Consider the following 24,935-nt stretch of genomic DNA (forward strand, 5'->3'; position numbering starts at 1 on the left):
CAAAAAAACACCAGACAGCAAGCTATTTACAGACAACCGGCCAATATTCTTACCAACTTTTGCGCACGTGGGTCCATAAGTACATACGGCCCCAGAGTATTGGTCACAAAACCAAATGCTACATCATGTTCCGGATCGGCAAATCCCACCGAGCCTCCGGCCCCAGGATGCCCAAATGCACGTGGACCAAGGCCAAACGTTGCATTGGGTACGCCAGGCTGATCCAACATGCAGCCCAGGCCAAAGCGGGTTTGCGTTAATAAGGTTTTATCCGGCCCGATACTGTGCTCACGGGTCAATTGTTCAAGCATATCGGCTTCCAACAAACTTCCGTCCAACAAACCACTATAAAAGCCGGCCAAACTGCGCGCATTGCCATGCCCATTTGCCGCAGGCTGCTGCATACGACGCCACTCGGGTTTGTTAGTGCTGGTTAGTATAGAAGGCGGATTGGTAAACGCCCGGGTGCTCATTGCCGCGGGTTCTCGCAGGGTGACCTGCAACAAGCGCTGGGCTGCCTCATCGCCCATATTGCCTTTGCTCCTGGCAATGTGGGCTACACGATAAAACTCTTCGTCCGCCAACCCGACATGAAAGTCCAGGCCCAGCGGCCGGGCAACCCGGGCCACAATCGACTCTCCCGGCCCCCGCCCATCGGCGCGGCGCAGCAGTTCACCGACCAGCCAGCCATAGGTGATGGCGGCGTAACCATGGCCTTCACCGGGCGTCCACCAAGGGGCCTCGGCAGCCAGGGCCGCCGTCATCAAGGGCCAGTCATACAGGGCCTCGGCGGGCAATGTTTCGCGCAGCGCTGGCAACCCGGCCTGATGGCACAGCAGTTGGCGCAGGGTAATGTTTTCCTTGCCGGCAGCGGCAAACTCCGGCCAGTCGTTGGCAACCGGGGCGTCCAACTGCAATTTACCTTCGGCAACCAGTTGCAGAGCGGCAACGGCGGTGAATGTCTTGGTGCAGGAGAACAAGTTGGCGATGGTGTCGCTGTGCCACGCCTCGGCACCATCCTTGTCGGCAGTGCCGGCCCACAGATCGAGGACGGTTTCGCCGCCAATCTGCACACACAGCGCCGCGCCGCGCTCCTGAGGGTCGTCAAACAGTGCGGCGAAGGCTTCACGCACCGCTTCGAATTGAAGCTCGTAATGACCCTGAATCTGCACCTGCATCCCCCTCGGAAAAGACCTACGTAAAGTGGCGCCCATTGTTCCAGTCATTACTGGGTTTGGGAACCCGCTGCAGCCTTGGCTTTTTCGGCTTCCCGGCCCAGTTGCCGGATCGCCGCCAGGTTGCTTTTACGCACACTCTCGACGAAGCCCTGGAACGGCACGTCGGTGATTCCCACCAGGCCGAAGTGACCATTTTCACCATCCAGCAAACGCCCGGTCACCGGCTGGTCGAGGTACTGGAACCAGTGCACGCCGACAATCGACGGCTCGGCCATGGCCTGCTTGAGGAAGGTCGCATAGGCCGGGCCGCGCAACTCTTCCCTGGCCAATTGCGTCACACCGCCCCAGAACGGACCACGGTCGACCGAGCCAACGTTGAACTCGGTGATCAACACCGGTTTGTCCAGTGCGCGCAAGGCCGCAAAGTCGTAGCCGTCCTGAGGGGCCAGGGTGTACATATTGAAGCTCAACACATCGCAATATTGGGCGCAGGACGCCACGGCCTCCGGGGTACTGACCGCATAGCGTCCCCCCAGCAGCAACTGGTTGGGCGCATGCCATTTCAGCGCATCGGAGATGGTCTTGAAGTAGGTGTCGGCGAAGGTTTTCTGGAAATACTGGAAATCGGCCTCGATTTCCGGGTGCTCGGCGTTCGGAACCGGCGGTTCGAAACCGGGATCTTCCATCAATTCCCAGCCAGCCAGGTGGATGCCCCAGGCTTTGGAAAGGCCCTCTTCGTTGCGGTACTTGTCGCGCAGTTGCTTGAGGAACGCACGCTTGGCCGGGACATCCGTGGTCATGCGCAGGGTGCCGTAGGCCAAGGCGTAGCGGGATTTCGCATCGTCGCCGGGACCGGCCCACGCCAGCTCGTTATCGGCAAAGAAGCCGATCAACCAGGGGTCGTCGCGATGGTCACGGGTGGCGATCGCCACAGCCCGCTCGGTGGCCATGGCAAAGCGCGGGTCGAAGGGGTCGGGCATGCCGCCCCACCAATCGATACCGGTGCTGATGCTGGTGTAGTCGCCAATGATCGACAGGGGCATGGTGTAAGGCACGCGATCAGCATCACCCAATTGCGGGGCGCTCCAGTTGCCGACCGTGTTGAAACCCCAGGCTTGCAGGCGGTCCAGGGTGTGGCCGAGCCAGCGAGCCTGGTCGAAACCTTCGGTGCCACCTTCGGTGCCATAAGTACGTTGCAGGTTGGCACCGTAGAAATCGTACCAGCGCCCCACATTGAAGCCGCGCCCAGCATCGGCACCATTGCCGCCACGGTTGTCGCCGCTGCCGTAATACTTGTCGAAGGGCTCACCCGCCTTGGGCAGTGCGCCAAACATCCATTCGCGCCCCGCGACGTAAGTCTGGCTGTTGTCCGGGGTCACGGTGTTGACACCCAGGGAGTAGAACGGATGCCCCAGCGGTGTCACCAGGTACCAGCGCCCATCACGCTTCTGGGTGCGGAAGAAACCGCTGGCCTCAAAGGCCGGGCCCTTGGTGCTGCCGCCAAACTTGTCCAGGGCGGCCTTGTCATGTTCCGCAAGCCAGCCCTTGAGCTGTAGCTGCTCCTTGGCGGCAGCGGCTTTCAACTGCTCGTCGCTGCTGACTTTTTCCGGCCAGCGCGCACGGTTGGACTGCCCATAGGCATCGACCAGCTCACTGTAGGCGGCCTTGAGCACCGGTTCGCTGTCCTGCACGCCAAAGCGTTCCAGCAGGATGCTTTGCGCTGCAACCGGCTTGATCATCGACAGGGTGACCGAAACCACCTGGCTGCGATCGATTTCACCCGCACTGCCGGCCAGCATCACGCGCTGACCGTCCACGGTGACCGGCATCGGCGGCCCGGCCTTCATGCCCTGGCTCAAGGGCGAGTTGGCTTGCAGCGGCACCAGCAGGGTTTGCGCAGGCCCCGCTGGCAAATCAATACGACTGACCAGAGTCTTGCCGTCGCTGCTCTGCACCTTGACGTACAACGTCAGCGCCCAGTCCATCGCGCTCTGGATACGCAGGCTCATGGCACTCGATTGCGACCAGTCCCACACGCCGTTCTGCGGGCTGAGCACCAGGCTCGGTTCCGCCGCCGGGTTGAAGGTGATGCGGCGCAGCACCTCGCCCTCCGGGGTCTGTTCGGCATTGTATTGCGGCAGGCTGGCGTCCTGGGTCGCCACCTTGACCACGTCGGCCGGCCGGACAAAGTTGAACAGCGTCTGTTGCCCGGCTGGCGCGGCCAGCAATGGCGCAGCGAACAACAGGGCAAAAAGAGCAGGCAGCGTGCGAATCATACGAACAAGGTTCTCCCAATTCGGCCGGTGAATGGCCTGATGACATACATGAGATAGACCACGAAGTGGGCGAAATCGCCCACTGTGGATTAAGAAATTTCGCGCCGGAAAGGCGGCAGGGCATTCAGGATAGCCTTGCCATAGCGCTGGGTAACCAGGCGGCGGTCGAGCAAGGTGATGGTGCCCCGGTCTTCTTCGGTACGCAGCAAGCGACCACAGGCCTGGACCAGTTTCAACGAGGCATCCGGCACTGAGATTTCCATGAACGGATTGCCTCCGCGGGCTTCGATCCATTCGGCCAGTGCGGCCTCGACCGGATCGTCCGGCACCGAGAACGGGATCTTGGCGATCACCACGTGTTCACAGTAAGCCCCGGGCAAGTCGACACCTTCGGCGAAACTCGCCAGGCCGAACAGCACGCTGGAGTCCCCACCATCGACCCGCGCCTTGTGCTTGTTCAGGGTTTCCTGTTTCGACAGGTTGCCCTGGATAAACACCTGCTTGCGCCAGTCGCGGTCAAGGCCGTCGAACACGTCCTGCATCTGTTTGCGTGACGAGAACAGCACCAGCGTGCCTTTGGAACCCTCCACCAGCGACGGCAGGTCACGAATGATTGCCGCGGTATGGGCCGGCGCATCCCGTGGGTCGGCCTTGAGGTCCGGCACCCGCAACACGCCAGCATCGGCATGATGGAACGGGCTGGGCACCACGGCGGTGACGGCTTTTTTCGGCAGGCCGGCACGCATGCGGAAACGGTCGAAAGTGCCCAGGGCAGTCAGGGTGGCCGAGGTCACCAAGGCGCCGTAGGCCACGTTCCACAGGTTGCGCCGGAGCATTTCCGCCGCAAGGATCGGGCTCGCGTTGACTTCGATATCGAACAACGCACCACTCTCCGACAGCGTCAGCCAGCGGGCCATGGGCGGATTGTCTTCCGGGTCTTCGACGGTGAAGGCAGTCCACAACTCCCAGTTGCCCTGGGCACGGGACAGCAGGCTGCCAAACAGCGGATACCACTCCTCGGCCTGGTTGCTGGCGATGCCAATATTGACCTCGCCGTCCATGCCTTCCTTGAGCAGGTCGGTCAGACGAGTGAATAAATCGGTCAGGCGCGAAAAACCCTTCTTCAACTCGACGCCCATCTCGCGCATATGCTCGGGGATCAGCCCGCCAACGAAGCGATGGCGTGGCCGTTCGCGGCCTTCAACGTCTTCGCCGGGCTTGAAGTCCGCCACCTGCTCGCAGGCGCTGAACATGAACTGTTGCTGGGTCTTGATCTCCCGCGCCAGCTCCGGCACCTGTTCGATCAGCTTGCCCAGGTCGCCCGGCAACGGATGCTGGGCCAGCAGCTTGGTGAGGTTCTTGGCGGTGGTTTCCAGCCAATCGGCAGTGGAACGCAGGCGGGTGTAGTGAGCGAAGTGGCCGATGGCCTTGTCCGGCAGGTGGTGGCCTTCGTCGAACACGTACAGCGTGTCGCGCGGGTCAGGCAGCACCGCGCCGCCGCCAAGGGCCAGGTCGGCAAGGACCATGTCGTGGTTGGTGACAATCACGTCAACCTTGCCCATGCCTTCGCGGGCCTTGTAGAAGGCGCACTGGCCGAAGTTGGGGCAATGACGGTTGGTGCACTGGCTATGATCGGTGGTCAGGCGCGCCCAGTCGGCGTCTTCCAGGGCATTGGGCCAGCTGTCGCGGTCGCCATCCCATTTATTGCCGGCCAGTTTCTCGATCATGCTGGTAAACAGCTTCTGGCTGGCTTCGTCGACTTCGATCTTGAAACCTTCTTCTTCGAACAGCGAGGCCGTGGCGGTTTGCGCATGGCCTTCCTGCAGCAACACATCCAGCTTGGACAGGCACATATAGCGGCCACGGCCCTTGGCCAGGGCAAAGGTAAAGCTCAGGCCGCTGTTGCGCATCAGGTCCGGCAGGTCTTTGTAGACGATCTGCTCTTGCAGGGCCACGGTGGCGGTGGCAATCACCAGGCGCTTGCCGGCGGCCTTGGCGGTGGGAATCGCCGCCAGGCTGTAGGCCACGGTCTTGCCGGTACCGGTGCCGGCCTCGACGGCCACGACCGCAGGGTCGCCGCTGCGCCGGCCTTCGTCGTCGGTGTCGATATCCCCGAGGACCTTGGCCACTTCGGCGATCATCAGGCGCTGGCCGTAGCGCGGTTTCAAGCTCTTGGCTTCGAGAAAACGCGAGTAGGCGCCCTGGATCGTGGTTTTGAGTTCAGTGCTGATCATGGATAGTCGGGCGCAAAAAACGCTGGATAAATTTTCAGTGGTTCGGATCGGCCGCTATCATACCCCGCTAATTAATCCCGCGCAGAACGGAGTACCTCAATGACCGTCTTTAGCCTTGCCTACACCCTGCATGTATTAGCCGCCCTGATATGGGTCGGCGGTATGTTTTTCGCTTGGATGATCCTGCGCCCGGCCGCTGTGGCGGCGCTTGAGGGGCCGGCGCGGCTGAAACTGTGGGCGAATGTGTTTCCGCGTTTTTTCGTGTGGGTCTGGGTGGCGGTGCTGATCTTGCCGATCAGTGGCGTCGGCCTATTGCAACTGCGCTTCAGCGGGTTTGAAACCGCACCGCGTTATGTGCAGGTGATGATGGGGTTGTATGTGGTGATGACGGCGCTGTTTATCCGGATCCAGGCGTTGCAACTGCCTGAACTGCGCACGGCTGTGGCAGCCGAGGACTGGGCGACAGGCGCGCAGGTGCTGGGAAGAATCCGAAAGTTGGTGGGGATCAATCTGATTGTCGGGTTGGTGGTGGTGGCGATTGCCTCGGCTCGGCCGATGTTCTGAGGGTGTGCTTCAAGACCTCATCGCGAGCAAGCCCGTTCCCACATTTTGAAGGTATTCACAAATCAAAGTGTGGGAGCGGGCTTGCTCGCGATAGCGTCAGCCCCAGCGAATCAAAGCCGCTGGATGGTCACTGAACCGGCAGGCCCCGCCGGCCCCGACTGCCCTTCGAGCCCCGGCCGCCCCTTCTCGCCCCCATCGGCGCGGTACACCAGGCAGCCCTTGGACTGCCCGCCCTTGCCCGGCTTGCCGGCAACACCTGGCAAGCCGCCAGCACCGCCATCAACCCAGACTTTGATCTGCTCGCGCGGATAATCCTGCGGCAACTCGATGCGCACTGCCGCACCCGCAGCGCCTGGCAGCCCGTCGCCGCCGTTGTCACCATTGGCACCACGCCCGGCCGAACCCCAGGTGCAACCCGGGTCTTCGCCATTGGCGCCATCCAGGCCGGCATAGCCTTGGGCACCCGTGCCCCCACGGGCATCAACCGACAGTTCATCCGCGCTCAACTGGGTGATCCGCAAGGTCAGGTCACGCCCCGGCTTGGCCGGTTTTTCATGGGTACCAGGCGCGCCACGGGAAGTGATCTGGCTGCCATGCTCCAACTGCGCATGCCGCACCTGCAATTGCAGGGCCGAGGCGCTGGGCACGATGGCAATCCGTGCCTCTCGCCCCAGATGCAGTTCGTCGACAGTGACCTGTGTGATATTCGCCGGAATCAACAAGGTGCCGTAGTCGGCCACTTCCAGGCGCTCCAACTGCAGCACGCTGGTGCTGTTGGGCAGGCGCAGCAACGAGTGAGTCTCGACACTGACGCTTTCGGCCAGGGCAATGGGGCTGACCAGCAGGGCCAGGAAAAAAACCTTACGCATGATTGGCATCCTTGTTGTCTTGATCATCAACAGCCGTAGGCGCAGGCAGGCTCTTTATATGGAACATCCCCAGCAACAGGATCAGCAGGCGGTCACGCCAGGGGTGGGCACGATGTTTGACGCTGGCGTTGAATAACACCAACTCCAGCAGATGGGTCAGCAACAGCAGGCTGCCGACGAGGTTGACCAACAGATGAAATGGATTGGTCAGAGGTTTGAACAGATTGACCAATACAACCGCCCAGAACAGCAACGCCAGCAACTTCCCCACTCGCAAAAACAGCTTCATGCCCCATGCCCCCTTGCACATTATTCTTTGGGCGCACAGTAACGAGTTCTACAGGCGATTTGCCAGTGAAGGATTAAAAAACTTGAGAAACGTACAACTTGGCGTCCTGATCGCCGAGATTTGTCGGAATCAGCCGTCAGAAATGCCCTTGGAGTTACCCAAGGGCATATCGCAAATGCCCTAGCGGTTGATCTGGATTTCCACGCGGCGGTTCAGGGCTCGCCCGTCAGCGGTTTTATTGTCGGCCACCGGATGGCTCTCACCGGCCCCGGTCACGGACACAAAGTTGCTGCGGGGCACACCGGAGTGGACCAGGTACTCGGTCACCGAATGTGCGCGCTTTTGCGAGAGTTTCTGGTTGTAGGCGTCTTTACCGACGCTGTCGGTATGCCCACTGACCCGCAGTTGCGCACTCGGTGCTTCCTGTTTGAGGCGCGTGGCAATCGTGTCGAGCTTGGTTTTATCGGCCGCCGTGAGCCTGGCCGAATCGAACTCGAAGTGCACGTCACGGATCACGATGGTCTCTTCCTTGATCACCACTACCTCTTCCACGACGACCACCTCAGGTTCCGGCGGGCAACCATTGGCATCGACCTGCACGCCTTTGGGGGTGCCCGGGCACTTGTCACGGCTGTCCGGTACGCCATCGCCGTCTTCGTCACCGTCGCCATGCACCCAGCAATAGGCGCCGGCCATCCCGCCAATCAACAACGCGCCGCCGCCAGCCCATGACGAGCTTTCGGTAGCGCCAAGCGCGGCACCGGTGACGCCGCCGAGGGCTGCACAGGTGGGCCAGTCGGTTTTTTGCAAGCCTGCGCAACCTGTCAATACTCCGGTTAGCAGAACCAAGGGTAGAGCTGTCCGCATGATGCTCATTTGATTTCTCCTGAGGGGATCGGCCGCAAGCCGATGGGTGGAGTAAAGACCGCTCTTTTCATCTGCGCCAGCCCGTAAAAGCCCGTATTCATTGGCCCAGGCTGCTTTTACCGAGCAACAAGCCATCACCCGCTCTAGGCCCGCACGCTCAAGCAGGCTAGTCTTCACGGTTCTGATGTGAGGATCTTCGATGACCGCCGGCAATTCTTCCCGTACGCCGCAGCAAGCACTGGCTGCCCTACTTGATCGACAAGCCCCCAAACGCCTGCTGGTGTTGGGTGCCGGCCACTTCCCGGCGCTGGATGCGTTCAAGCAGGCACACCCTGATACGGTCGTCTGCGTCGCAGGGCCAGGACCATTGCCTGGCGAACTGGCCGCCCAGCGATTTGACCTGGCCCTGGTGGTCGACTGCCTGGAGCACCTGTCAAAACGTGCAGGGCTGGAGTTACTCGGTGGGGTACGCAACCTGAACGCGAGCCGCATCGCCGTCCTCGCCGACCTGGCTGCCTGCGGCTGGAAGGACACCGACTTTTTCTCCCTGGCCCTACAGACCAGCGAGCACTTTTGCCGCGACAATCAGGTACTGACGCTATTTACCTACGATCTGCTTGAATACAAACAAGTACCGGATTGGTTGAACGCTCGGTTCTGGGCCAACCCGGAAAATTTCGGAAAGTATTGGTGGTAACCATGAGTACATCCATTTGCCCTTGCGGCAGCGGCAACCTGTTGGACGCCTGCTGCGGCCATTACCACACCGGCCACCCCGCGCCCTGCGCCACCGCGTTGATGCGCTCGCGCTACAGCGCCTATGTGCTGGGGCTGGTGGATTATCTGGTGGCGACCACGCTACCGGCGCAACAGAGCGGCCTGGACCGTGACGCCATCGGCGCCTGGAGCGCCCAAAGCACCTGGCTGGGCCTGGAAGTGGAAAGCTCCGAGGTGTTTGGCGGGCAGCCTGAACACGCCTTCGTCACCTTTACCGCGCGCTGGCATGACAGCACCGGAGAACACAGCCACCGGGAACAGTCATCCTTCGTACAGAACGATGGGCGCTGGTACTTCATTGATCCCACGGTACAAGTGAAGGCCAGTCGCAATGATGCTTGCCTGTGCGGCAGCGGGCAGAAGTTCAAGAAGTGCTGTTCCAGCTATCTGTAAAATCCCGCTTCTTTGTAGGAGCGAGCTTGCTCGCGAAGAACTAAAGGGCATCGCGTTTATCCAGGCTACGTGCGTTATCGTTAACGTCTTTCGCGAGCAAGCTCGCTCCTACAGGGACCACGCCATGGTTAGCCGGTTACTCGCGTATAGCTGCCTGCTCGCAGTGACCGTTGGCCTCTCGGGTTGCGCGTCCTGGTTCGCCGATGACACGCCGCCACCGCAAATTCACCTGGTCAAGGTCGAGTTGGTGCGCGCCAAGCTGCTGGAGCAGAAATTCAAACTGCACTTTCGTGTGGATAACCGCAGTGACTCGGACCTGACCGTGCGCGGCCTGATCTACAAGATAAGCCTGGCCAATGTGGAACTGACCGAAGGCGAGTCCAACGAATGGCTGACCATTGCGCCCCATGGCCGGGGATTTTTCAAAGTCACGGTGCGCACCAACCTGTGGCCGCAGGTGCGGGAAATCGCCGACCTGCTGAAAAATCCGGATCGTCCCATCCCCTATCGCCTGGAAGGTGAGTTGAAAACCGGATTATTCATCGGTAACGACGTGCACGTGATGCGCAATGACGAGATAATCCCCGGCGATTTTATTCCGGAGCGACACCAATGACTCAGCAACCCCATGTCCATGGTCCTGACTGCAACCACGATCACGATCACCACGATCACGACCATGGTCATGTCCACGGCCCGAACTGCGGCCATGCCCACCAGGAACCCGTGCGTAATGCCCTGAAGGATGTGGGCCGCAACGACCCATGCCCATGCGGCAGCGCCAAGAAGTTCAAGAAGTGCCACGGCGTCTGATACGCCCCACGGAGCCGGCTTGCCGGCTCCTATAGTTCTATCGATAGACCCAAATATTTCATTGAATTTTCGGTAGTCGAACATTACCTATACCTACAGGCACATCATCGGGCGTCCTGCCCGTTCAAGCATCACCAATCCTGGAGAGCTTCATGATCGACCTGTATTACTGGACCACACCCAACGGTCACAAGATTTCGTTGTTCCTGGAAGAAGCCGGCCTGCCCTACGAGGTGCACCCGATCAACATTGGCCAGGGCGACCATTTCAAGCCAGACTTCCTGAAGATCGCGCCCAACAACCGTATTCCCGCCATTGTCGATCAGCAGCCGAGCGACGGTGGTGCACCGATTTCCCTGTTTGAATCCGGCGCCATCCTGCTGTACCTCGCGGAAAAGACCGGCCAGTTCCTGCCCAAGGACCTGCGCGGTCGCCAGGAAGCGCTGCAATGGCTGTTCTGGCAAATGGGCGGCCTGGGGCCGATGGCCGGGCAGAATCACCATTTCAGCCAGTTCGCCCCGGAAAAAATCCCCTACGCCATCAAACGCTACGTCGATGAAACCGCCCGCCTCTATGGCGTACTGGACCGACGCCTGGCCGATCGCAGCTTCGTCGCCGGCGAGGCCTACAGCATCGCCGATATGGCGATCTACCCGTGGATCGTTTCCCACAAATGGCAGAGCCAGCGCCTGGAAGATTTTCCCCACCTGCATCGCTGGTTCAACCTGATCAAGGAGCGTCCGGCGACGGTGCGGGCCTATGATTGGGTGCAGAAGGTCAACCCGCCAAAATCCTGATCGTGCCCTGTAGGAGCCGGCTTGCCGGCGAAGATCGTTAACGAAAACGCTGAGTGCCTGGATAAACGTGGCGCCGGGTAGTTTTTCGCCGGCAAGCCGGCTCCTACAGGGATTTGAAAAAATTAGCATCGCCTCCCGCTTGCGTCGGTTCGCCGCGCTCACTAACGTAGCGCCTTTACTGACGTTACCCCCCGCAGGAGCTTTGCCATGGCCTCGCCAGCCCTCTCACGTTTTCTTCCCCGGTTCGGCGTTGCCGCGGCAGTGGCCAGTGCCTTGGGCCTGGCCGGTTGCCAGTCACTGAACAGCCAGGACACCCTGCCTCCCGTCTCCGGCGTACAGCCGCTCAAGGGCCTGGCGCAAAATGTTTCCGTACGACGCAACAGCCAGGGCATGCCGCTGATTGAAAGCAGCACGTTCCACGATGCGCTGTTCACCCTCGGTTATGTGCACGCCAGCGACCGGATCAACCAGATGGTCACCCTGCGCCTGCTGGCCCAGGGCCGTCTGGCGGAAATGTCCGGGCCGGATGTGCTGGATGTCGACCGTTTCATGCGTGCCGTCAACCTGAAGAAAAGCGCCAGCGAGCTGTACAACGCCTCGTCGCCGCGCCTCAAGCGCTTCTTCGAAGTGTATGCACGCGGGGTCAACGCCTACCTGTTCCGCTACCGCGACAAGCTGCCGGCAGACCTTGCCCAGACCGGCTACAAGCCCGAATACTGGAAGCCGGAGGATTCGGCGCTGCTGTTCTGCCTGCTCAACTTCAGTGAGTCGGCCAACCTGCAGGAAGAACTGTCCGCCCTGGTACTGGCGCAAAAAATCGGCGCCGACAAACTCGCCTGGCTGACCCCAAGCTACCCGGACGAGCCGCTGCCTGCGGCGGAGTCCGACAAGCTCAAGGGCGTCAACCTCGGCCAGATTCCCGGTCTCGCCACGCTCACCAGCATCAACGAGCGCCTCGGCAGCCTCAACACCCTCGGGGTTTCCACCTCCAGCAACTGGGCCATCGCCCCGCAACGCAGCCGCAGTGGCCGCAGCCTGCTGGCGAACGACCTGTCGACGCCAATGCAGGCGCCGTCCCTGTGGACTTTCGTACAAATCCGCGCGCCGAAATACCAGGCGGCCGGGGTGTCGATTGCCGGGATTCCTACCCTGCTGTCGGGTTTCAACGGCAAGGTGGCCTGGAGCATGAGCCAGGTGTCCGGCGATACCCAGGACCTGTTCCTGGAGAAGGTCAAACGCCAGGGCAGCGCGCTGTACTACGAACACAATGGCAAATGGCTGCCGACCATCGTGCGTAACGAAACCTTCTTCGCCAAGGGCCAGCGACCGATCCGCGAGGCGGTGTACGAAACCCGCCACGGGCCGCTGCTCAACAGCGCCCAGTCGCTGACCAGCGGTTATGGCCTGGCCCTGCAAACCGCCGACTTCAAGGATGACAAGAGCCTGGATGCGTTTTTCGACCTGTCCCGGGCGCAGAACGTGGAAAAAGCCTCGGACGCCAGCCGCGAAATTCGTGCGATCCCCCTGAACATGGTGTTTGCCGACGCCAGCAATATCGGCTGGCAGGTCACCGGGCGCTTCCCCAACCGCCGCGAAGGCGAAGGCCTGCTGCCGTCGCCAGGCTGGGACGGGCGCTTTGACTGGGATGGCTACGCCGACGCGATGCTGCACCCCTATGACCAGGACCCGCCACAAGGTTGGGTCGGCACGGCCAACCAGCGCACCGTGCCCCACGGCTATGGCATGCAACTGTCCAACTCCTGGGCCGCGCCAGAGCGCAGCGAACGCCTGGGGCAACTGGCCGGTAACGGCAAGCACGACAGCCGTAGCGTAATCGCCATGCAGTACGACCAGACCACGCTGTTCGCTGCCAAGCTCAAAAGCATGTTCCAGGCGCCGGGTATGGCCCAGCCACTGAAACAGGCGATCGATGCCCTGCCTGCTGCCGATCGGGCCAAGGCGCAGGAGGCCCTGGGCCGCCTGATGGCGTTCGACGGGCGCCTGGCCGCCACGTCGAGCGATGCTGCGATCTACCAACTGTTCCTGCAGGAAAGCGCCAAGCAGATTTTCCTCGATGAACTGGGCCCGCAAACCAGTGCCACCTGGAAAGCCTTTGTCAGCAACGCCAACCTGTCCTACGCCGCCCAGGCCGATCATCTGTTGGGGCGCGAAGACAGCCCATTCTGGGACGACCTGCGCACTGCGCAAAAAGAAGACAAACCGGTGATCCTCGCCCGCAGCCTGGCCGCTGCGATCACCGCCGGCGACAGCCTGCTGGGCGCAGATCACAAGGCCTGGCAATGGGGCAAATTGCACAGCTACACCTGGAAGAACACCAGCGGCCAGACCCTGCGTGGTCCGGTGGCGGCAGGTGGCGATCACACCACCTTGAATGCATCGCCCTACAACTGGGGGCAGGACTTCGCCACCACTCAGGTCCAGGCCCTGCGCATGATTGTGGATTTCGGCCAGGTGGAACCGATGATGGGCCAGGGCGGTATCGGCCAATCCGGCAACCCCGCCAGCCCGAACTATGCCAATGGCATCGATCCGTGGCTCAAGGCGCAATACTTGAGCTTCCCGATGCAGCCGCAGAACTTTGACAAGGTGTACGGCAAGACTCGATTGACTCTGGTCCCTGGGAAATAACCCCATGTAGGAGCTGACGAGCCAGCTCCTACAGTTCGTGACCCGCCCGCACTGCAATGGTGCTGAAGATCTGTAGCGCCCGATATCGGGCGCTTACCACGTTGCCCTTCGCGTAATCCTGCCAATTTAAAAGACTGTTCAGAACTATGGTGCAGAAATTGCTACCTGGGATACGTCTGACACCGTTCAGTAACAGTCCTAATCGCGCCACAAGCGCTTATCTTGGTTTCCAGGGATTACTTAATGAAAAAAGCATTGCTGACCCTTTCTGCACTCGCGCTGTGCATGGCCGCCGGTACCGCCTTGGCCAAGGAATACAAAGAATTGCGTTTTGGTGTGGATCCTTCCTACGCGCCGTTTGAATCCAAGGCCGCCGACGGCAGCCTGGTGGGCTTCGACATCGACCTGGGCAATGCCATTTGTGCGGAGCTGAAGGTCAAGTGCAAGTGGGTGGAAAGCGACTTCGACGGCATGATCCCGGGCCTGAAAGCCAAGAAATTCGACGGTGTGATTTCCTCCATGACCGTGACCCCGGCCCGCGAAAAAGTCATCGATTTTTCCAATGAGCTGTTTTCCGGGCCCACCTCCTATGTCTTCAAAAAAGGTTCGGGCCTGAGCGAAGACACCGCATCCCTCAAAGGCAAGACGGTGGGGTATGAGCAAGGCACCATCCAGGAAGCCTACGCCAAGGCCGTGCTGGATAAGGCCGGGGTGAAAACCCAGGCCTATCAGAACCAGGACCAGGTCTATGCCGACCTGACGTCGGGCCGCCTCGATGCATCGATCCAGGACATGCTGCAAGCCGAACTGGGCTTTTTGAAATCGCCACAAGGCGCGGACTACGAAGTCAGCAAGCCGGTGGACAGCGAACTGCTGCCCTCCAAGACCGCCGTGGGCATCGCAAAAGGTAACAAAGAGCTGAAAGCCCTTCTGGATAAAGGTATCAAAGCGTTACACGATGACGGCACCTACGCCACCCTCCAGAAAAAGCACTTTGGCGATCTGAACCTGTTCAGCGGCAAGTAATGCTGCGGTGCCCGCTCCGGCAAGGGGCGGGCGCACGACCGATGGCCAAAGGCATACCCTATGTTTGAAGACCTGTTGCAGACCCTCGGGCTTGGCGCGTTCAGCCTGAAAGGGTTTGGCCCGCTGTTGCTGCAAGGTACCTGGATGACCCTCAAGTTATCGGTGCTGTCCCTGGCCGTCAGCGTCGTGCTGGGGCTGATCGGTGCCAGCGCCAAGCTGTCCAGCCTGGCGTTATTGCGCATTCCCGCACAGCTCTACACCACCTTGATTCGCGGGGTGCCGGACCTGGTGCTGATGCTGCTGATTTTCTACAGCCTGCAAACCTGGCTGACCGGGTTCACCGACTACATGGAATGGGAGTACATCGAGATCAACCCGTTCGGCGCCGGGGTGATTACCCTGGGCTTTATCTACGGCGCCTATTTCACCGAGACCTTTCGTGGTGCGATCCTCGCCGTACCCCGTGGCCAGTTGGAAGCCGCCACCGCCTATGGCCTCAAGCGCGGGCAGCGTTTTCGCTACGTGACCTTCCCGCAAATGATGCGCTTCGCCCTGCCGGGCATCGGCAATAACTGGATGGTGATGCTCAAGGCCACGGCGCTGGTATCAATCATCGGCCTGGCCGACGTGGTCAAGGCCGCACAGGACGCCGGCAAGAGCACTTACCAACTGTTCTTTTTCCTGGTGGTCGCGGCCTTGATCTACCTGGTCATCACCAGCGTCTCCAACCTCGTCCTGCGCTGGCTGGAAAGCCGTTACTCCGCAGGCGTACGGGAGGCGGTGCGATGATCGAACTGCTGCAGGAATACTGGCGCCCCTTCCTCTACAGCGACGGTAGCCACATCACCGGCCTTGCCATGACGCTGTGGCTACTCACGGCCTCGCTCTGCATCGGCTTCGTGGTGTCGATCCCGTTGTCCATCGCCCGCGTCTCGCCCAGCCGCTGGGTGCGCTGGCCGGTGCAGTTCTACACCTATCTGTTTCGCGGCACACCGCTCTATATCCAGTTGCTGATTTGCTACACCGGCATCTACAGCCTTGCCGCCATTCGCGCGCAACCGGTGCTGGATGCGTTCTTTCGCGACGCAATGAACTGCACCCTGCTCGCATTCGCCCTCAACACCTGCGCCTACACCACCGAAATATTCGCCGGCGCCATCCGCAGCATGGCCCACGGCGAAGTCGAGGCGGCCAAAGCCTATGGCCTGAGCGGCTGGAAACTGTACGCCTACGTGATCATGCCCTCGGCCCTGCGCCGCTCATTGCCGTACTACAGTAATGAAGTGATCCTGATGCTGCACTCGACGACGGTAGCCTTTACCGCGACGATCCCGGACATTCTCAAAGTGGCCCGGGATGCCAACTCGGCTACCTTCCTGACCTTCCAATCGTTCGGTATCGCTGCGCTGATCTACCTGACCGTGACCTTTGCCCTGGTCGGTCTGTTTCGTCTGGCGGAGCGTCGCTGGCTGGCCTTTCTCGGGCCGAGCCATTAAGGAGCCCCTATGCGGCAACAGATTTATCCCCTCCTGGCGCCCGTGCCGGGCACGGCACGGCAGATCCACAGCTTCCATTTCGGGCCCGAGCAGGCCGAAGGCAAAATCTACATCCAATCCTCGCTGCACGCCGATGAACTGCCGGGCATGCTGGTGGCCTGGCACTTGAAGGCCCGCCTGGCAGAACTGGCGGCCGCCGGGCGCCTGCGCAGCGAAATCGTGCTGGTGCCCGTGGCCAACCCGGTGGGCCTGGAGCAGGTGCTGATGGATATTCCCCTGGGCCGCTACGAACTGGAGAGCGGGCAGAACTTCAATCGCCTGTTTATCGACCTCAGCGAAGAGGTCGGCAACCAGGTCGAAGGCCTGCTGGGGGATGATCCCAGGCTTAACGTCGCATTGATCCGCGACAGCCTGCGCCAGGCTCTCGACCGCCATGCACCGGTCACGCAACTGCAATCCCAGCGCCTGGTGCTGCAACGCCTGGCCTGTGATGCCGATATGGTGCTGGACCTGCATTGCGACTTCGAAGCCGTCGCCCATCTGTACACCACACCCGAGGCCTGGCCCCAGGTCGAGCCGTTGGCCCGCTACATCGGCGCCGAAGCCAGCCTGTTGGCCACCGACTCCGGCGGGCAATCCTTCGATGAGTGTTTCACCCTGCTCTGGTGGCAGTTGCAGCAACGTTTTGGCGAACGCTTCGAGATTCCCCTCGGCAGCTTTTCCGTGACCCTGGAGTTACGCGGCCAGGGCGATGTCAATCACGGCCTGGCCAGCCTCGACTGCCAGGCGATCATCGACTACCTGATCCAGTTCGGCGCCATCAGCGGCGAGCCTGCCCCGCTGCCCGACCTGCCCTACCCCGCCACGCCACTGGCCGCCGTCGAGCCGGTAGCCACCCCGGAGGGTGGCCTGCTGGTGTTCCACGCATTGCCAGGGGAATACCTGGACGCCGGGCAGTTGGTCGCCGAGGTCATCGACCCTATTCACGACCGCGTCACCCCCATTCACAACCGCCACGCCGGCCTGATGTATGCCCGATCGTTGCGGCGCATGGCCACGGCCGGCATGGTCATTGCCCATATCGCCGGGCTTACGCCCTATCGCAGCGGCTATTTACTATCGCCTTGAGGATGCACGCCCCATGTACAAACTGACCGTTGAAGGCCTGCATAAAAGCTATGGCGACCATGAAGTGCTCAAAGGTGTTTCGCTCAAGGCCAAAAGCGGTGATGTGATCAGCCTGATCGGCGCCAGCGGCTCGGGGAAAAGCACCTTCTTGCGTTGCATCAACTTCCTTGAACAACCCAATGACGGTGCCATGAGCCTCGACGGCCAGCCAATCCGCATGGTCAGCGACCGCAACGGCATGCGCGTGGCCGACGAAGATGAGCTGCAGCGCCTGCGCACCCGTCTGGCGATGGTGTTCCAGCACTTCAACCTGTGGAGCCATATGAGCGTGCTGGAAAACATCACCATGGCCCCGCGCCGGGTCTTGGGGTGCAGCAAAAAGGACGCCGAGGCGCGTGCCCGGCGCTATCTGGACAAGGTGGGGTTGGCCGCACGGGTGGCCGACCAGTATCCGGCGTTCCTCTCGGGTGGCCAGCAGCAGCGGGTGGCTATCGCCCGCGCCCTGGCAATGGAGCCGGAAGTGATGCTGTTCGACGAGCCGACCTCAGCCCTGGACCCGGAATTGGTCGGCGAAGTGCTGAAGGTGATCCAGGGCTTGGCTGAAGAGGGGCGGACCATGATCATGGTGACCCACGAGATGAGCTTTGCACGCAAGGTATCGAGCCAGGTGCTGTTTTTGCACCAAGGCCTGGTGGAGGAGCATGGCGCACCGGAAGACGTGCTGGGCAACCCGAAAAGCGAGCGGCTGCAACAGTTTCTGACGGGACACGTGTAGGCGTCAGGCCACAGGTGCGGGAGGTGGCTCGTCCGGCAGGGTCGGAACGCCAGGTTCGGAGGGTTGTTCCGGGGTGTCGGGGTCTGGCTGGCCTGGAATGCCGCCGGCGGCGGGGTCGGCCATCAGGGACCAGGCCAGAACACCAATCTGATTGGGTTCCAGCCGGGCAAGTTCGGCGCTGATTCGCGGGTCGATCTTCATAGGGTACTCCTCAAGCGTGGCTCGGCGCGCTGTGCACGCGCCGAGGCAGTACACCCAATAGAGTGCCTGCCCGCTGACAAATTCCCTTGATCTGTAAGACGTTTCTATCAGGTGCGTGGCAGAGTGACGCCGCGCTGGCCCTGGTACTTGCCGCCACGGTCCTTATAGGACACTTCGCACTCTTCATCGGATTCGAAGAACAGCATCTGCGCCACACCTTCATTGGCGTAGATCTTGGCGGGCAAGGTGGTGGTGTTGGAGAACTCCAGGGTCACGTGGCCTTCCCATTCCGGCTCAAGCGGCGTCACGTTGACGATGATGCCGCAGCGCGCGTAGGTGCTCTTGCCCAGGCAGATGGTCAGGACGTTGCGCGGAATACGGAAGAACTCGACAGTGCGCGCCAGGGCAAAGGAGTTTGGCGGGATGATGCACACGTCGCTCTTCACATCGACGAAGCTCTTCTCGTCGAAGTTTTTCGGATCGACGGTGGCCGAGTTGATGTTGGTGAAGACCTTGAACTCATCGGCGCAACGCACATCGTAGCCGTAGCTGGAAACCCCGAACGAGATCAGGCGTTCGGCGCCTTCACCGCGCATCTGGCGCTCGACGAAGGGTTCGATCATGCCGTGCTCTTGCGCCATGCGGCGAATCCACTTGTCCGATTTGATGCTCATGGCGGGTGTCCTGAATAGCGAGGTGGAAAATTCTGTTGGGCATCTTACCGGGGCTGGCCTCGCGGTTCAAAGGACGCGGGGGTTTTTCTTGATTAAGTTGCGCCCGGTCACTGTCAGCCGTGTAGACCGGGCCCTGACCCTGAATTGATGGCACGCGGGCCTGTAAAGGGCACCGCCAGTCACGAAAATAGAGAAACCTTCGGAAATACCATTGGCACGTTCCGGAAAAAGGGTTAAGGTGGCGCCACTGTGCTGCTTGTGTCACTGAGAATCTCTACACGATGTTGAATTTCGATCCAACCATCTCCAAGAATTTTTCCTGCTCTTTGCACTCAGTCTCGGCCAGGGCTTTTCCTGAGTCGCAGTTAACTTTGTCCAAGGAGATACACCATGTCTAATCGCCAAACTGGTACCGTTAAGTGGTTCAACGATGAAAAAGGCTTCGGCTTCATCACTCCACAATCCGGTGACGACCTGTTCGTTCACTTCAAAGCTATCCAATCCGACGGCTTCAAAAGCCTGAAAGAAGGCCAACAGGTTTCTTTCATCGCTACCCGCGGTCAGAAAGGCATGCAAGCTGAAGAAGTTCAAGTTATCTAACTTGTACTGACTTAGTCGAAAGAACCCCGCCCTTAAAAGCGGGGTTTTTTTATGCCTGTCATTCGACCGTTATGGTCGAGCATAAAAAATGTGGGAGCGGACTTGCTCGCGAATGCGGTGGATCAGTCAGTACATCTGTCGACTGATACTCCGCGTTCGCGAGCAAGCCCGCTCCCACATTGGGTCAAGCGTCGCTATTGAAACAACGACTCGCTCGACAGACCATTCTTCTCCAGGATCTCCCGCAAGCGCTTGAGACCCTCCACCTGGATCTGCCGCACCCGCTCACGGGTCAGGCCGATCTCCAGGCCAACATCTTCCAGGGTGCTGCTTTCATGGCCGCGCAGCCCGAAGCGGCGAATCACCACCTCACGCTGCTTGTCCGTCAGCTCTGAAAGCCACTGGTCGATACTTTGCGACAGATCATCGTCCTGCAACAGCTCACAAGGATCTGTTGGACGATCATCCGTCAGGGTGTCCAGCAGGGTTTTATCCGAATCCGGACCCAGCGAGACATCGACCGAAGACACACGCTCATTGAGACCCAGCATGCGCTTGACCTCGCCCACTGGTTTTTCCAGCAGGTTGGCGATCTCTTCAGGCGAAGGTTCATGATCAAGTTTCTGGGTAAGCTCACGCGCTGCCCGCAGGTAGACGTTAAGCTCCTTGACGACATGAATCGGCAACCGGATGGTCCGGGTCTGATTCATGATTGCCCGCTCGATGGTCTGGCGAATCCACCATGTCGCGTAGGTCGAGAAGCGGAAACCCCGCTCAGGGTCGAACTTCTCGACTGCCCGGATCAAGCCGAGATTGCCCTCTTCGATCAGGTCCAACAGGGAAAGCCCACGATTGACGTAGCGTCGGGCGATTTTCACCACCAGTCGCAAGTTGCTTTCAATCATGCGCTTGCGCCCAGCCGGATCGCCCTTCTGCGACAAGCGCGCAAAAAAGACTTCTTCTTCGGGAGTGAGCAAGGGGGAAAAGCCGATTTCATTGAGGTACAACTGGGTCGCATCAAGCGCCCGGGTGTAGTCAATATACTTATGCTGTTTTAACGCTGTGGAGTTTTTGGACTTGGTGCGAACTGAAGGTACAGCGGGTCCCTCATTCGACATCGATTCCGTCCCGATGCCGGTCTCCATAAGGAGAACCTCATCGTCGATGTCAAACTCCGGCGCTTCTTTACTGAGAGCCATTGTTATAGTCCTTTGGTGAGTTCGACCTCAAGCTCAAGCGACGCCTTTATCCTTGGCAACGCTGGAGCCTGTTCCTTCTACGTGAGGGAACAGGCTGGCAACACATCAACGACGGGGTAGGAATTGCAGCGGATCTACAGGTTTCCCTTGGCGGCGAATCTCAAAGTGCAGTTTCACCCGGTCTGTACCAGTTGACCCCATTTCGGCAATTGTCTGTCCGACTTTGACCTGCTGCCCCTCCCGAACCAACAACCTGCGGTTATGACCGTAGGCACTGACGTAGGTATCGCTGTGTTTGATGATGACTAATTCGCCGTAGCCCCGTAAACCACTCCCGGCGTATACAACCGTCCCATCAGACGCAGCTAAAACAGGCTGTCCCAAATCCCCGGCGATATCAATGCCTTTATTCAAACTACCGTTTGAGGAGAATTTCCCAATAAGGATGCCATTTGAGGGCCATCCCCACCCCTTCGGTGCAGGCCCTGCAGGTGGCAACGGCGCGGGTGCCGGCTTGCTCGCAGCGGCCGGCGCCGCAGTGCCGGCGGGGCGCGTAAAGACCGTGGTTTTGCTGGAAGAGGAAGGCGAGGAACCGGATTTTGTCACAACTGCCGTAGGCGTTGAACCGGTGCGGCCATCGAAGCGAATGGTCTGCCCAGGATGTATCGTATAAGGCACAGGAATATTGTTACGCGCGGCGAGCGCCTTGTAGTCCCAGCCATACCGGAAGGCGATCGAGAACATCGTATCGCCCTTGCGCACCACGTATTGCCCGGTGGTCACTGTAGGCCGTTGCGGTGCCGCATTATTGCGGTCGACGACCCGCGCCCCGCTGCCCGTGCTGGAGCAGGCGGCCAACAAGGAACTCAAGACAAGGCCAATCACCAGTCGCTGAAAGCTCGTTTTACTCATACGCTGCGCAATGACTGTGAGACTCACCCGCCGCTCCCTTTGTGGTGGCTGAAACATGAACGCCTGTATCAGGCTTGAAATATGCTGCAAGTATAACTGGCTGCCGGACTTTAACCGGCAACAAGGTAGAAACGAAAAATTCATCTCGTTTAATAACTACCCAACTTGATGTTGACTCAATGAACCCCGCTGTAAGACACATACCCAAGGATAGAATTCAGTATGCCGTCATAAATGATCAGGCCAATGGGCCATTGAGTAACGGAACGAAACGCACCGCCCCCAGAACATGCCGGGAAAAGCCTTCTTCTTCACGCACGATCAACATCAACTGTTGCACTTCGCCCGACCCCACCGGAATCACCAGGCGCCCGCCCGGAGCCAATTGGTCGAGGAGCGCCTGGGGCACATCGGTGGCCACGGCCGTCACGATAATACCGTTGTAAGGCGCCAATGCCGGCCAGCCTTCCCAGCCGTCGCCCCAGCGAAAGACCACGTTGCGCAGGTTCAGCTCCACCAGGCGCTCCTTGGCCCGATCCTGCAGAACCTTGATCCGCTCGACGGAAAACACCCGCTCAACCAATTGCGACAGCACAGCGGTCTGGTAGCCGGAGCCCGTACCAATCTCCAGCACTTTGTCCAATGGCCCCGCGGCCAACAACAGCTCGCTCATCCGCGCCACCATATAGGGCTGGGAGATGGTCTGGTTATGGCCAATGGGCAACGCGGTGTCTTCGTAGGCGCGATGGGCCAGGGCCTCATCGACAAACAGATGGCGCGGGGTTCGACGGATGACTTCCAACACCTGGGCGTTGGACAGGCCCTCTTCGTAGAGCCGCTGGATCAAGCGTTCACGGGTGCGTTGAGAGGTCATGCCGATGCCCCGGCGCAACAGGTCGTCCTGTTCACGAGCCATCAGCGCAGCCCCTCCAGCCAGGGATCGAGACCACCGAAGGCATCATTGAAGGTGCGATCAAGCTGTAACGGAGTAATCGAAACATAACCTTGCATCACCGCATGAAAGTCCGTGCCCGGCCCGCCATCCTCGGCGTCGCCCGCTGCGGCAATCCAGTAGCCCTCCCTGCCACGCGGATCGACCACCTTCAACGGTGCCGCCGCGCGCGCGCGATGGCCCAGGCGGGTCAACTGGATGCCGCGAATATGGTCCAGGGGCAGATTGGGGATATTGACGTTGAGCACCGTACGCGGCGGCAACACCAGAGTGCCGTGGGCCTCGACCAGCTTGCGCGCGAAATACGCCGCGGTCGCCAGGTTATCCACCTGCCGCGACGCCAGCGAAAAGGCGAATGCCGTGCGTCCCAGGAAGCGCCCTTCAAGGGCCGCCGCCACAGTGCCGGAGTACAACACGTCATCGCCCAGGTTGGCGCCCAGGTTGATCCCGGAAACCACCAGGTCCGGCTCATCGGCCAGCAAGCTGTTGATCGCCAGGTGCACGCAATCGGTCGGCGTGCCATTAACGCTGATAAAGCCGTTGGCCAGCGTCTGCGGGTGCAAAGGACGGTCGAGCGTCAGCGAACTGCTGGCGCCGCTTTTGTCCTGGTCCGGGGCAACCACCACGCACTCGGCGTAATCCGCCAGCGCAGCATGAAGCGCGGCAAGGCCGGGTGCGGTGACCCCGTCGTCGTTAGATATCAGAATACGCATGGGCTGTCCGTCTGCCCCACCGGCACCAGATCAACAAGCTCGCGCACCAAGACAGTGGCGAAGCATCCGGCCGGCAGGACGAATTCCAATTGCAGAATGTCCAGCGAGGGATAATGCCACGTCAACCCGCCAATGGGCAGCCGCAGAATGCGACGTTCCTGGCTCATGCCGGCTTTGGCCAGCCAATCGCACAGGTCTGCTTCGCTCGCAGCGATGGCTTGCTCCAGTTCATGAGTGGCGCCAGTGGCGGGCGAATCGCCTTCCCCCCATTGCGGGCCGGTGGGATGCAGGTCGAGGATCGCCAGGCGTGGATCGCTGCACTCCGCCTCCCCGGCCGGGAAGAAACTGCGACTGTCGGTGAATGCCAGCAGGTCACCGACCTGGGCCCGCTGCCACGAACCATCGGCAACCCGCGCCGCCAGCACTTTATTGAACACAAAACTGCGCGCCGTCGACAGCAGGCGCGAACGCACATTGCGCTGCTCCGGCAACGCCTTGCGGGCCGCCCAGTCGCGGGCATCGACGACGTTGCCGCCGTTGTGGCCAAAGCGCTGGGAGCCGAAATAGTTGGGGATACCGTGCTTGGCGATCAATTGCAGGCGCGCATCGATCGCGGCCTGGTCGCCCGCCAGTTGGGTCAGGCGTAGGGTAAAACCATTGGCCGAATGCGCACCGCGCTGCAACTTGCGCTTGTGGCGGGCGATCTTGAGGATCTTCAGGGTGTCGTTTTCCGCGCCACTGAGGTCTGGATCGGCCTTGCCCGGCAGCTGCACGCTGAACCACTGGCGCGTCAGTGCCTGGCGATCCTTGAGGCCGGCATAGCTCACCGTGCGCAAAGGCACGCCGGCAGCCTTGGCAATGCGTCGCGCAGCCTCTTCGGTGTTCAGGCCGCGCTTTTCCACCCATAACCACAGGTGTTCACCCTCGCCGGTCAGCGGGATATCCAGCACTTCATCCACCTGGAAGTCTTCGGCCGTTGCCTTGAGCACCGCACTGCCCAGTGCCTCGCCATAGGCCCGCGGGCCCAACAGTTGCGCCTCGTTCATGCGCGCAGCAACAAAGCGACGGAGTGCACCGCGATGCCCTCTTCACGACCGGTAAACCCGAGTTTTTCGGTAGTGGTGGCTTTCACGTTGACTTGATCCAGTTCTATTTGCAGGTCAGCGGCAATCAGTGCGCGCATCGATTCGATATGCGGGGCCATTTTCGGCGCCTGGGCAACAATGGTGTTATCGACATTGCCGACCTTCCAGCCCTTGGCATGGATCAGGCCGACCACATGGCGCAGCAGCACGCGGCTGTCTGCGCCCTTGAAAGTGGGGTCAGTGTCCGGAAAGTGTTTGCCGATATCCCCCAACGCCGCCGCGCCGAGCAAGGCATCGCTCAAGGCATGCAGCACAACGTCGCCGTCGGAATGAGCCAGCAACCCATGGTGGTGTGCAATACGCACGCCGCCCAGGGTGATGAAGTCGCCTTCGGCGAAACGGTGCACATCATAGCCGTGGCCAATACGCATAAAAAAACGCCCCGATTTAATTCAGGGCGTGATTCTA

26 protein-coding genes and 1 pseudogene are annotated in these 24,935 nt (G+C 60.5%); 13 read left to right on the forward strand and 14 right to left on the reverse strand.

Features of this window, described 5'->3' with window-relative positions; genetic code table 11:
- Positions 1-26 precede the first annotated feature (26 nt).
- From H097_RS05480 to dinG, 3 genes and pseudogenes are all read right to left on the reverse strand, one after another.
- Positions 27-1,172, reverse strand: a complete 1,146-nt coding sequence (locus tag H097_RS05480) for an EstA family serine hydrolase (protein ID WP_032858336.1) — start codon at positions 1,170-1,172, stop codon at positions 27-29.
- A gap of 77 nt (positions 1,173-1,249) precedes the next feature.
- A pseudogene (locus H097_RS05485) lies at positions 1,250-3,454 on the reverse strand (beta-galactosidase); the annotation flags it as partial.
- Between the two features lie 89 nt (positions 3,455-3,543).
- Positions 3,544-5,688, reverse strand: coding sequence for an ATP-dependent DNA helicase DinG (gene dinG, locus H097_RS05490; RefSeq protein WP_032858113.1), 2,145 nt, complete (start codon positions 5,686-5,688; stop codon positions 3,544-3,546).
- A 99-nt stretch (positions 5,689-5,787) separates the two neighbouring features.
- Between dinG and H097_RS05495 the strand changes: the two genes are divergently transcribed.
- Positions 5,788-6,252, forward strand: coding sequence for a CopD family protein (locus H097_RS05495; RefSeq protein ID WP_032858115.1), 465 nt, complete (start codon positions 5,788-5,790; stop codon positions 6,250-6,252).
- A 110-nt stretch (positions 6,253-6,362) separates the two neighbouring features.
- Here the strand turns inward: H097_RS05495 and H097_RS05500 are convergent, their stop codons facing one another.
- From H097_RS05500 to H097_RS05510, 3 genes are all read right to left on the reverse strand, one after another.
- Positions 6,363-7,121 (reverse strand): hypothetical protein, encoded by a 759-nt coding sequence (locus H097_RS05500; RefSeq protein WP_032858116.1) that lies wholly within the window; start codon positions 7,119-7,121, stop codon positions 6,363-6,365.
- On the reverse strand, positions 7,114-7,410 hold the full coding sequence (locus tag H097_RS05505; protein WP_032858117.1) for a DUF1145 domain-containing protein: 297 nt from the start codon (positions 7,408-7,410) through the stop codon (positions 7,114-7,116). The genes H097_RS05500 and H097_RS05505 overlap by 8 nt, the downstream gene beginning before the upstream one ends.
- 180 nt (positions 7,411-7,590) lie before the next feature.
- Complete coding sequence (locus H097_RS05510) at positions 7,591-8,286, reverse strand: OmpA family protein (protein ID WP_032858118.1); 696 nt, start codon at positions 8,284-8,286, stop codon at positions 7,591-7,593.
- Between the two features lie 190 nt (positions 8,287-8,476).
- On the opposite strand from H097_RS05510, the gene H097_RS05515 reads away from it, so the two are divergent.
- From H097_RS05515 to H097_RS05565, 11 genes are all read left to right on the forward strand, one after another.
- Positions 8,477-8,974 carry a DUF6231 family protein gene (locus tag H097_RS05515; protein ID WP_032858119.1) on the forward strand — a complete coding sequence of 166 codons (498 nt, stop codon included), beginning with the start codon at positions 8,477-8,479 and terminating at the stop codon, positions 8,972-8,974.
- A gap of 2 nt (positions 8,975-8,976) precedes the next feature.
- Complete coding sequence (locus H097_RS05520) at positions 8,977-9,447, forward strand: YchJ family protein (protein WP_032858120.1); 471 nt, start codon at positions 8,977-8,979, stop codon at positions 9,445-9,447.
- Positions 9,448-9,571: 124 nt separating this feature from the next.
- Entirely contained in the window at positions 9,572-10,063 is a 492-nt protein-coding gene (locus tag H097_RS05525) for an LEA type 2 family protein (RefSeq protein ID WP_032858121.1), read from the forward strand.
- Entirely contained in the window at positions 10,060-10,260 is a 201-nt protein-coding gene (locus H097_RS05530; protein ID WP_032858122.1) for an SEC-C metal-binding domain-containing protein, read from the forward strand. The genes H097_RS05525 and H097_RS05530 overlap by 4 nt, the downstream gene beginning before the upstream one ends.
- A 152-nt stretch (positions 10,261-10,412) precedes the next feature.
- Positions 10,413-11,057 (forward strand): glutathione S-transferase N-terminal domain-containing protein, encoded by a 645-nt coding sequence (locus H097_RS05535; protein ID WP_032858123.1) that lies wholly within the window; start codon positions 10,413-10,415, stop codon positions 11,055-11,057.
- 207 nt (positions 11,058-11,264) lie between these two features.
- Complete coding sequence (locus tag H097_RS05540) at positions 11,265-13,706, forward strand: penicillin acylase family protein (protein ID WP_032858124.1); 2,442 nt, start codon at positions 11,265-11,267, stop codon at positions 13,704-13,706.
- Positions 13,707-13,949: 243 nt separating this feature from the next.
- The gene (locus H097_RS05545) at positions 13,950-14,732 is read left to right on the forward strand and encodes a transporter substrate-binding domain-containing protein (protein ID WP_032858125.1); all 783 of its coding nucleotides are present in this window, start codon (positions 13,950-13,952) and stop codon (positions 14,730-14,732) included.
- 60 nt (positions 14,733-14,792) lie between these two features.
- Entirely contained in the window at positions 14,793-15,521 is a 729-nt protein-coding gene (locus H097_RS05550; protein WP_032858127.1) for an ABC transporter permease, read from the forward strand.
- Positions 15,518-16,228, forward strand: a complete 711-nt coding sequence (locus H097_RS05555; RefSeq protein ID WP_032858129.1) for an ABC transporter permease — start codon at positions 15,518-15,520, stop codon at positions 16,226-16,228. The genes H097_RS05550 and H097_RS05555 overlap by 4 nt, the downstream gene beginning before the upstream one ends.
- 9 nt (positions 16,229-16,237) lie before the next feature.
- Positions 16,238-17,356 carry a succinylglutamate desuccinylase/aspartoacylase family protein gene (locus H097_RS05560; protein WP_032858131.1) on the forward strand — a complete coding sequence of 373 codons (1,119 nt, stop codon included), beginning with the start codon at positions 16,238-16,240 and terminating at the stop codon, positions 17,354-17,356.
- A 13-nt stretch (positions 17,357-17,369) separates the two neighbouring features.
- Entirely contained in the window at positions 17,370-18,131 is a 762-nt protein-coding gene (locus tag H097_RS05565) for an ATP-binding cassette domain-containing protein (protein ID WP_032858133.1), read from the forward strand.
- A 3-nt stretch (positions 18,132-18,134) separates the two neighbouring features.
- On the opposite strand, the gene H097_RS05570 is transcribed toward H097_RS05565, so the two are convergent.
- Together H097_RS05570 and dcd are read right to left on the reverse strand one after the other, a co-directional pair.
- Positions 18,135-18,332 (reverse strand): hypothetical protein, encoded by a 198-nt coding sequence (locus H097_RS05570; RefSeq protein WP_032858134.1) that lies wholly within the window; start codon positions 18,330-18,332, stop codon positions 18,135-18,137.
- Positions 18,333-18,439: 107 nt separating this feature from the next.
- Positions 18,440-19,006, reverse strand: coding sequence for a dCTP deaminase (gene dcd / locus H097_RS05575; protein WP_003219273.1), 567 nt, complete (start codon positions 19,004-19,006; stop codon positions 18,440-18,442).
- 390 nt (positions 19,007-19,396) lie between these two features.
- On the opposite strand from dcd, the gene H097_RS05580 reads away from it, so the two are divergent.
- Positions 19,397-19,606, forward strand: coding sequence for a cold-shock protein (locus tag H097_RS05580; RefSeq protein ID WP_002554837.1), 210 nt, complete (start codon positions 19,397-19,399; stop codon positions 19,604-19,606).
- A gap of 194 nt (positions 19,607-19,800) precedes the next feature.
- Here H097_RS05580 and rpoS read toward each other — a convergent pair whose 3' ends face one another.
- The 6 genes from rpoS to ispF all read right to left on the reverse strand — a co-directional run bounded on the left by rpoS (position 19,801) and on the right by ispF (position 24,898).
- Positions 19,801-20,805, reverse strand: coding sequence for an RNA polymerase sigma factor RpoS (gene rpoS, locus H097_RS05585; RefSeq protein ID WP_032858137.1), 1,005 nt, complete (start codon positions 20,803-20,805; stop codon positions 19,801-19,803).
- A gap of 105 nt (positions 20,806-20,910) precedes the next feature.
- Positions 20,911-21,744, reverse strand: a complete 834-nt coding sequence (locus H097_RS05590; RefSeq protein ID WP_032858339.1) for a peptidoglycan DD-metalloendopeptidase family protein — start codon at positions 21,742-21,744, stop codon at positions 20,911-20,913.
- Positions 21,745-21,955: 211 nt separating this feature from the next.
- Positions 21,956-22,591, reverse strand: a complete 636-nt coding sequence (locus tag H097_RS05595; protein ID WP_169865481.1) for a protein-L-isoaspartate(D-aspartate) O-methyltransferase — start codon at positions 22,589-22,591, stop codon at positions 21,956-21,958.
- 41 nt (positions 22,592-22,632) lie between these two features.
- Entirely contained in the window at positions 22,633-23,382 is a 750-nt protein-coding gene (gene surE / locus H097_RS05600; RefSeq protein WP_029297237.1) for a 5'/3'-nucleotidase SurE, read from the reverse strand.
- Positions 23,370-24,428, reverse strand: a complete 1,059-nt coding sequence (gene truD / locus H097_RS05605) for a tRNA pseudouridine(13) synthase TruD (protein ID WP_032858141.1) — start codon at positions 24,426-24,428, stop codon at positions 23,370-23,372. The genes surE and truD overlap by 13 nt, the downstream gene beginning before the upstream one ends.
- Complete coding sequence (gene ispF, locus H097_RS05610) at positions 24,425-24,898, reverse strand: 2-C-methyl-D-erythritol 2,4-cyclodiphosphate synthase (protein ID WP_012722614.1); 474 nt, start codon at positions 24,896-24,898, stop codon at positions 24,425-24,427. Before ispF ends, truD begins: the two co-directional genes overlap by 4 nt.
- Positions 24,899-24,935: the final 37 nt, after the last annotated feature.

The organism is Pseudomonas sp. FH4, assembly GCF_000510915.2.
Taxonomy (GTDB): domain Bacteria; phylum Pseudomonadota; class Gammaproteobacteria; order Pseudomonadales; family Pseudomonadaceae; genus Aquipseudomonas; species Aquipseudomonas brenneri.

Bases quoted from the DNA above. Each gene is read 5' to 3' on its own strand.
- H097_RS05505 (WP_032858117.1), bottom strand. From the start codon at position 7,410: ATGAAGCTGTTTTTGCGAGTGGGGAAGTTGCTGGCGTTGCTGTTCTGG.
- rpoS (WP_032858137.1), bottom strand. From the start codon at position 20,805: ATGGCTCTCAGTAAAGAAGCGCCGGAGTTTGACATCGACGATGAGGTT.
- truD (WP_032858141.1), bottom strand. From the start codon at position 24,428: ATGAACGAGGCGCAACTGTTGGGCCCGCGGGCCTATGGCGAGGCACTG.
- dinG (WP_032858113.1), bottom strand. From the start codon at position 5,688: ATGATCAGCACTGAACTCAAAACCACGATCCAGGGCGCCTACTCGCGT.
- H097_RS05550 (WP_032858127.1), top strand. From the start codon at position 14,793: ATGTTTGAAGACCTGTTGCAGACCCTCGGGCTTGGCGCGTTCAGCCTG.
- H097_RS05570 (WP_032858134.1), bottom strand. From the start codon at position 18,332: ATGAAGATCGACCCGCGAATCAGCGCCGAACTTGCCCGGCTGGAACCC.
- H097_RS05555 (WP_032858129.1), top strand. From the start codon at position 15,518: ATGATCGAACTGCTGCAGGAATACTGGCGCCCCTTCCTCTACAGCGAC.
- H097_RS05595 (WP_169865481.1), bottom strand. From the start codon at position 22,591: ATGACCTCTCAACGCACCCGTGAACGCTTGATCCAGCGGCTCTACGAA.
- H097_RS05525 (WP_032858121.1), top strand. From the start codon at position 9,572: ATGGTTAGCCGGTTACTCGCGTATAGCTGCCTGCTCGCAGTGACCGTT.
- dcd (WP_003219273.1), bottom strand. From the start codon at position 19,006: ATGAGCATCAAATCGGACAAGTGGATTCGCCGCATGGCGCAAGAGCAC.
- H097_RS05520 (WP_032858120.1), top strand. From the start codon at position 8,977: ATGAGTACATCCATTTGCCCTTGCGGCAGCGGCAACCTGTTGGACGCC.
- H097_RS05545 (WP_032858125.1), top strand. From the start codon at position 13,950: ATGAAAAAAGCATTGCTGACCCTTTCTGCACTCGCGCTGTGCATGGCC.
- ispF (WP_012722614.1), bottom strand. From the start codon at position 24,898: ATGCGTATTGGCCACGGCTATGATGTGCACCGTTTCGCCGAAGGCGAC.
- H097_RS05540 (WP_032858124.1), top strand. From the start codon at position 11,265: ATGGCCTCGCCAGCCCTCTCACGTTTTCTTCCCCGGTTCGGCGTTGCC.
- H097_RS05510 (WP_032858118.1), bottom strand. From the start codon at position 8,286: ATGAGCATCATGCGGACAGCTCTACCCTTGGTTCTGCTAACCGGAGTA.
- H097_RS05560 (WP_032858131.1), top strand. From the start codon at position 16,238: ATGCGGCAACAGATTTATCCCCTCCTGGCGCCCGTGCCGGGCACGGCA.
- H097_RS05530 (WP_032858122.1), top strand. From the start codon at position 10,060: ATGACTCAGCAACCCCATGTCCATGGTCCTGACTGCAACCACGATCAC.
- H097_RS05495 (WP_032858115.1), top strand. From the start codon at position 5,788: ATGACCGTCTTTAGCCTTGCCTACACCCTGCATGTATTAGCCGCCCTG.
- H097_RS05580 (WP_002554837.1), top strand. From the start codon at position 19,397: ATGTCTAATCGCCAAACTGGTACCGTTAAGTGGTTCAACGATGAAAAA.
- surE (WP_029297237.1), bottom strand. From the start codon at position 23,382: ATGCGTATTCTGATATCTAACGACGACGGGGTCACCGCACCCGGCCTT.
- H097_RS05515 (WP_032858119.1), top strand. From the start codon at position 8,477: ATGACCGCCGGCAATTCTTCCCGTACGCCGCAGCAAGCACTGGCTGCC.
- H097_RS05535 (WP_032858123.1), top strand. From the start codon at position 10,413: ATGATCGACCTGTATTACTGGACCACACCCAACGGTCACAAGATTTCG.
- H097_RS05565 (WP_032858133.1), top strand. From the start codon at position 17,370: ATGTACAAACTGACCGTTGAAGGCCTGCATAAAAGCTATGGCGACCAT.
- H097_RS05500 (WP_032858116.1), bottom strand. From the start codon at position 7,121: ATGCGTAAGGTTTTTTTCCTGGCCCTGCTGGTCAGCCCCATTGCCCTG.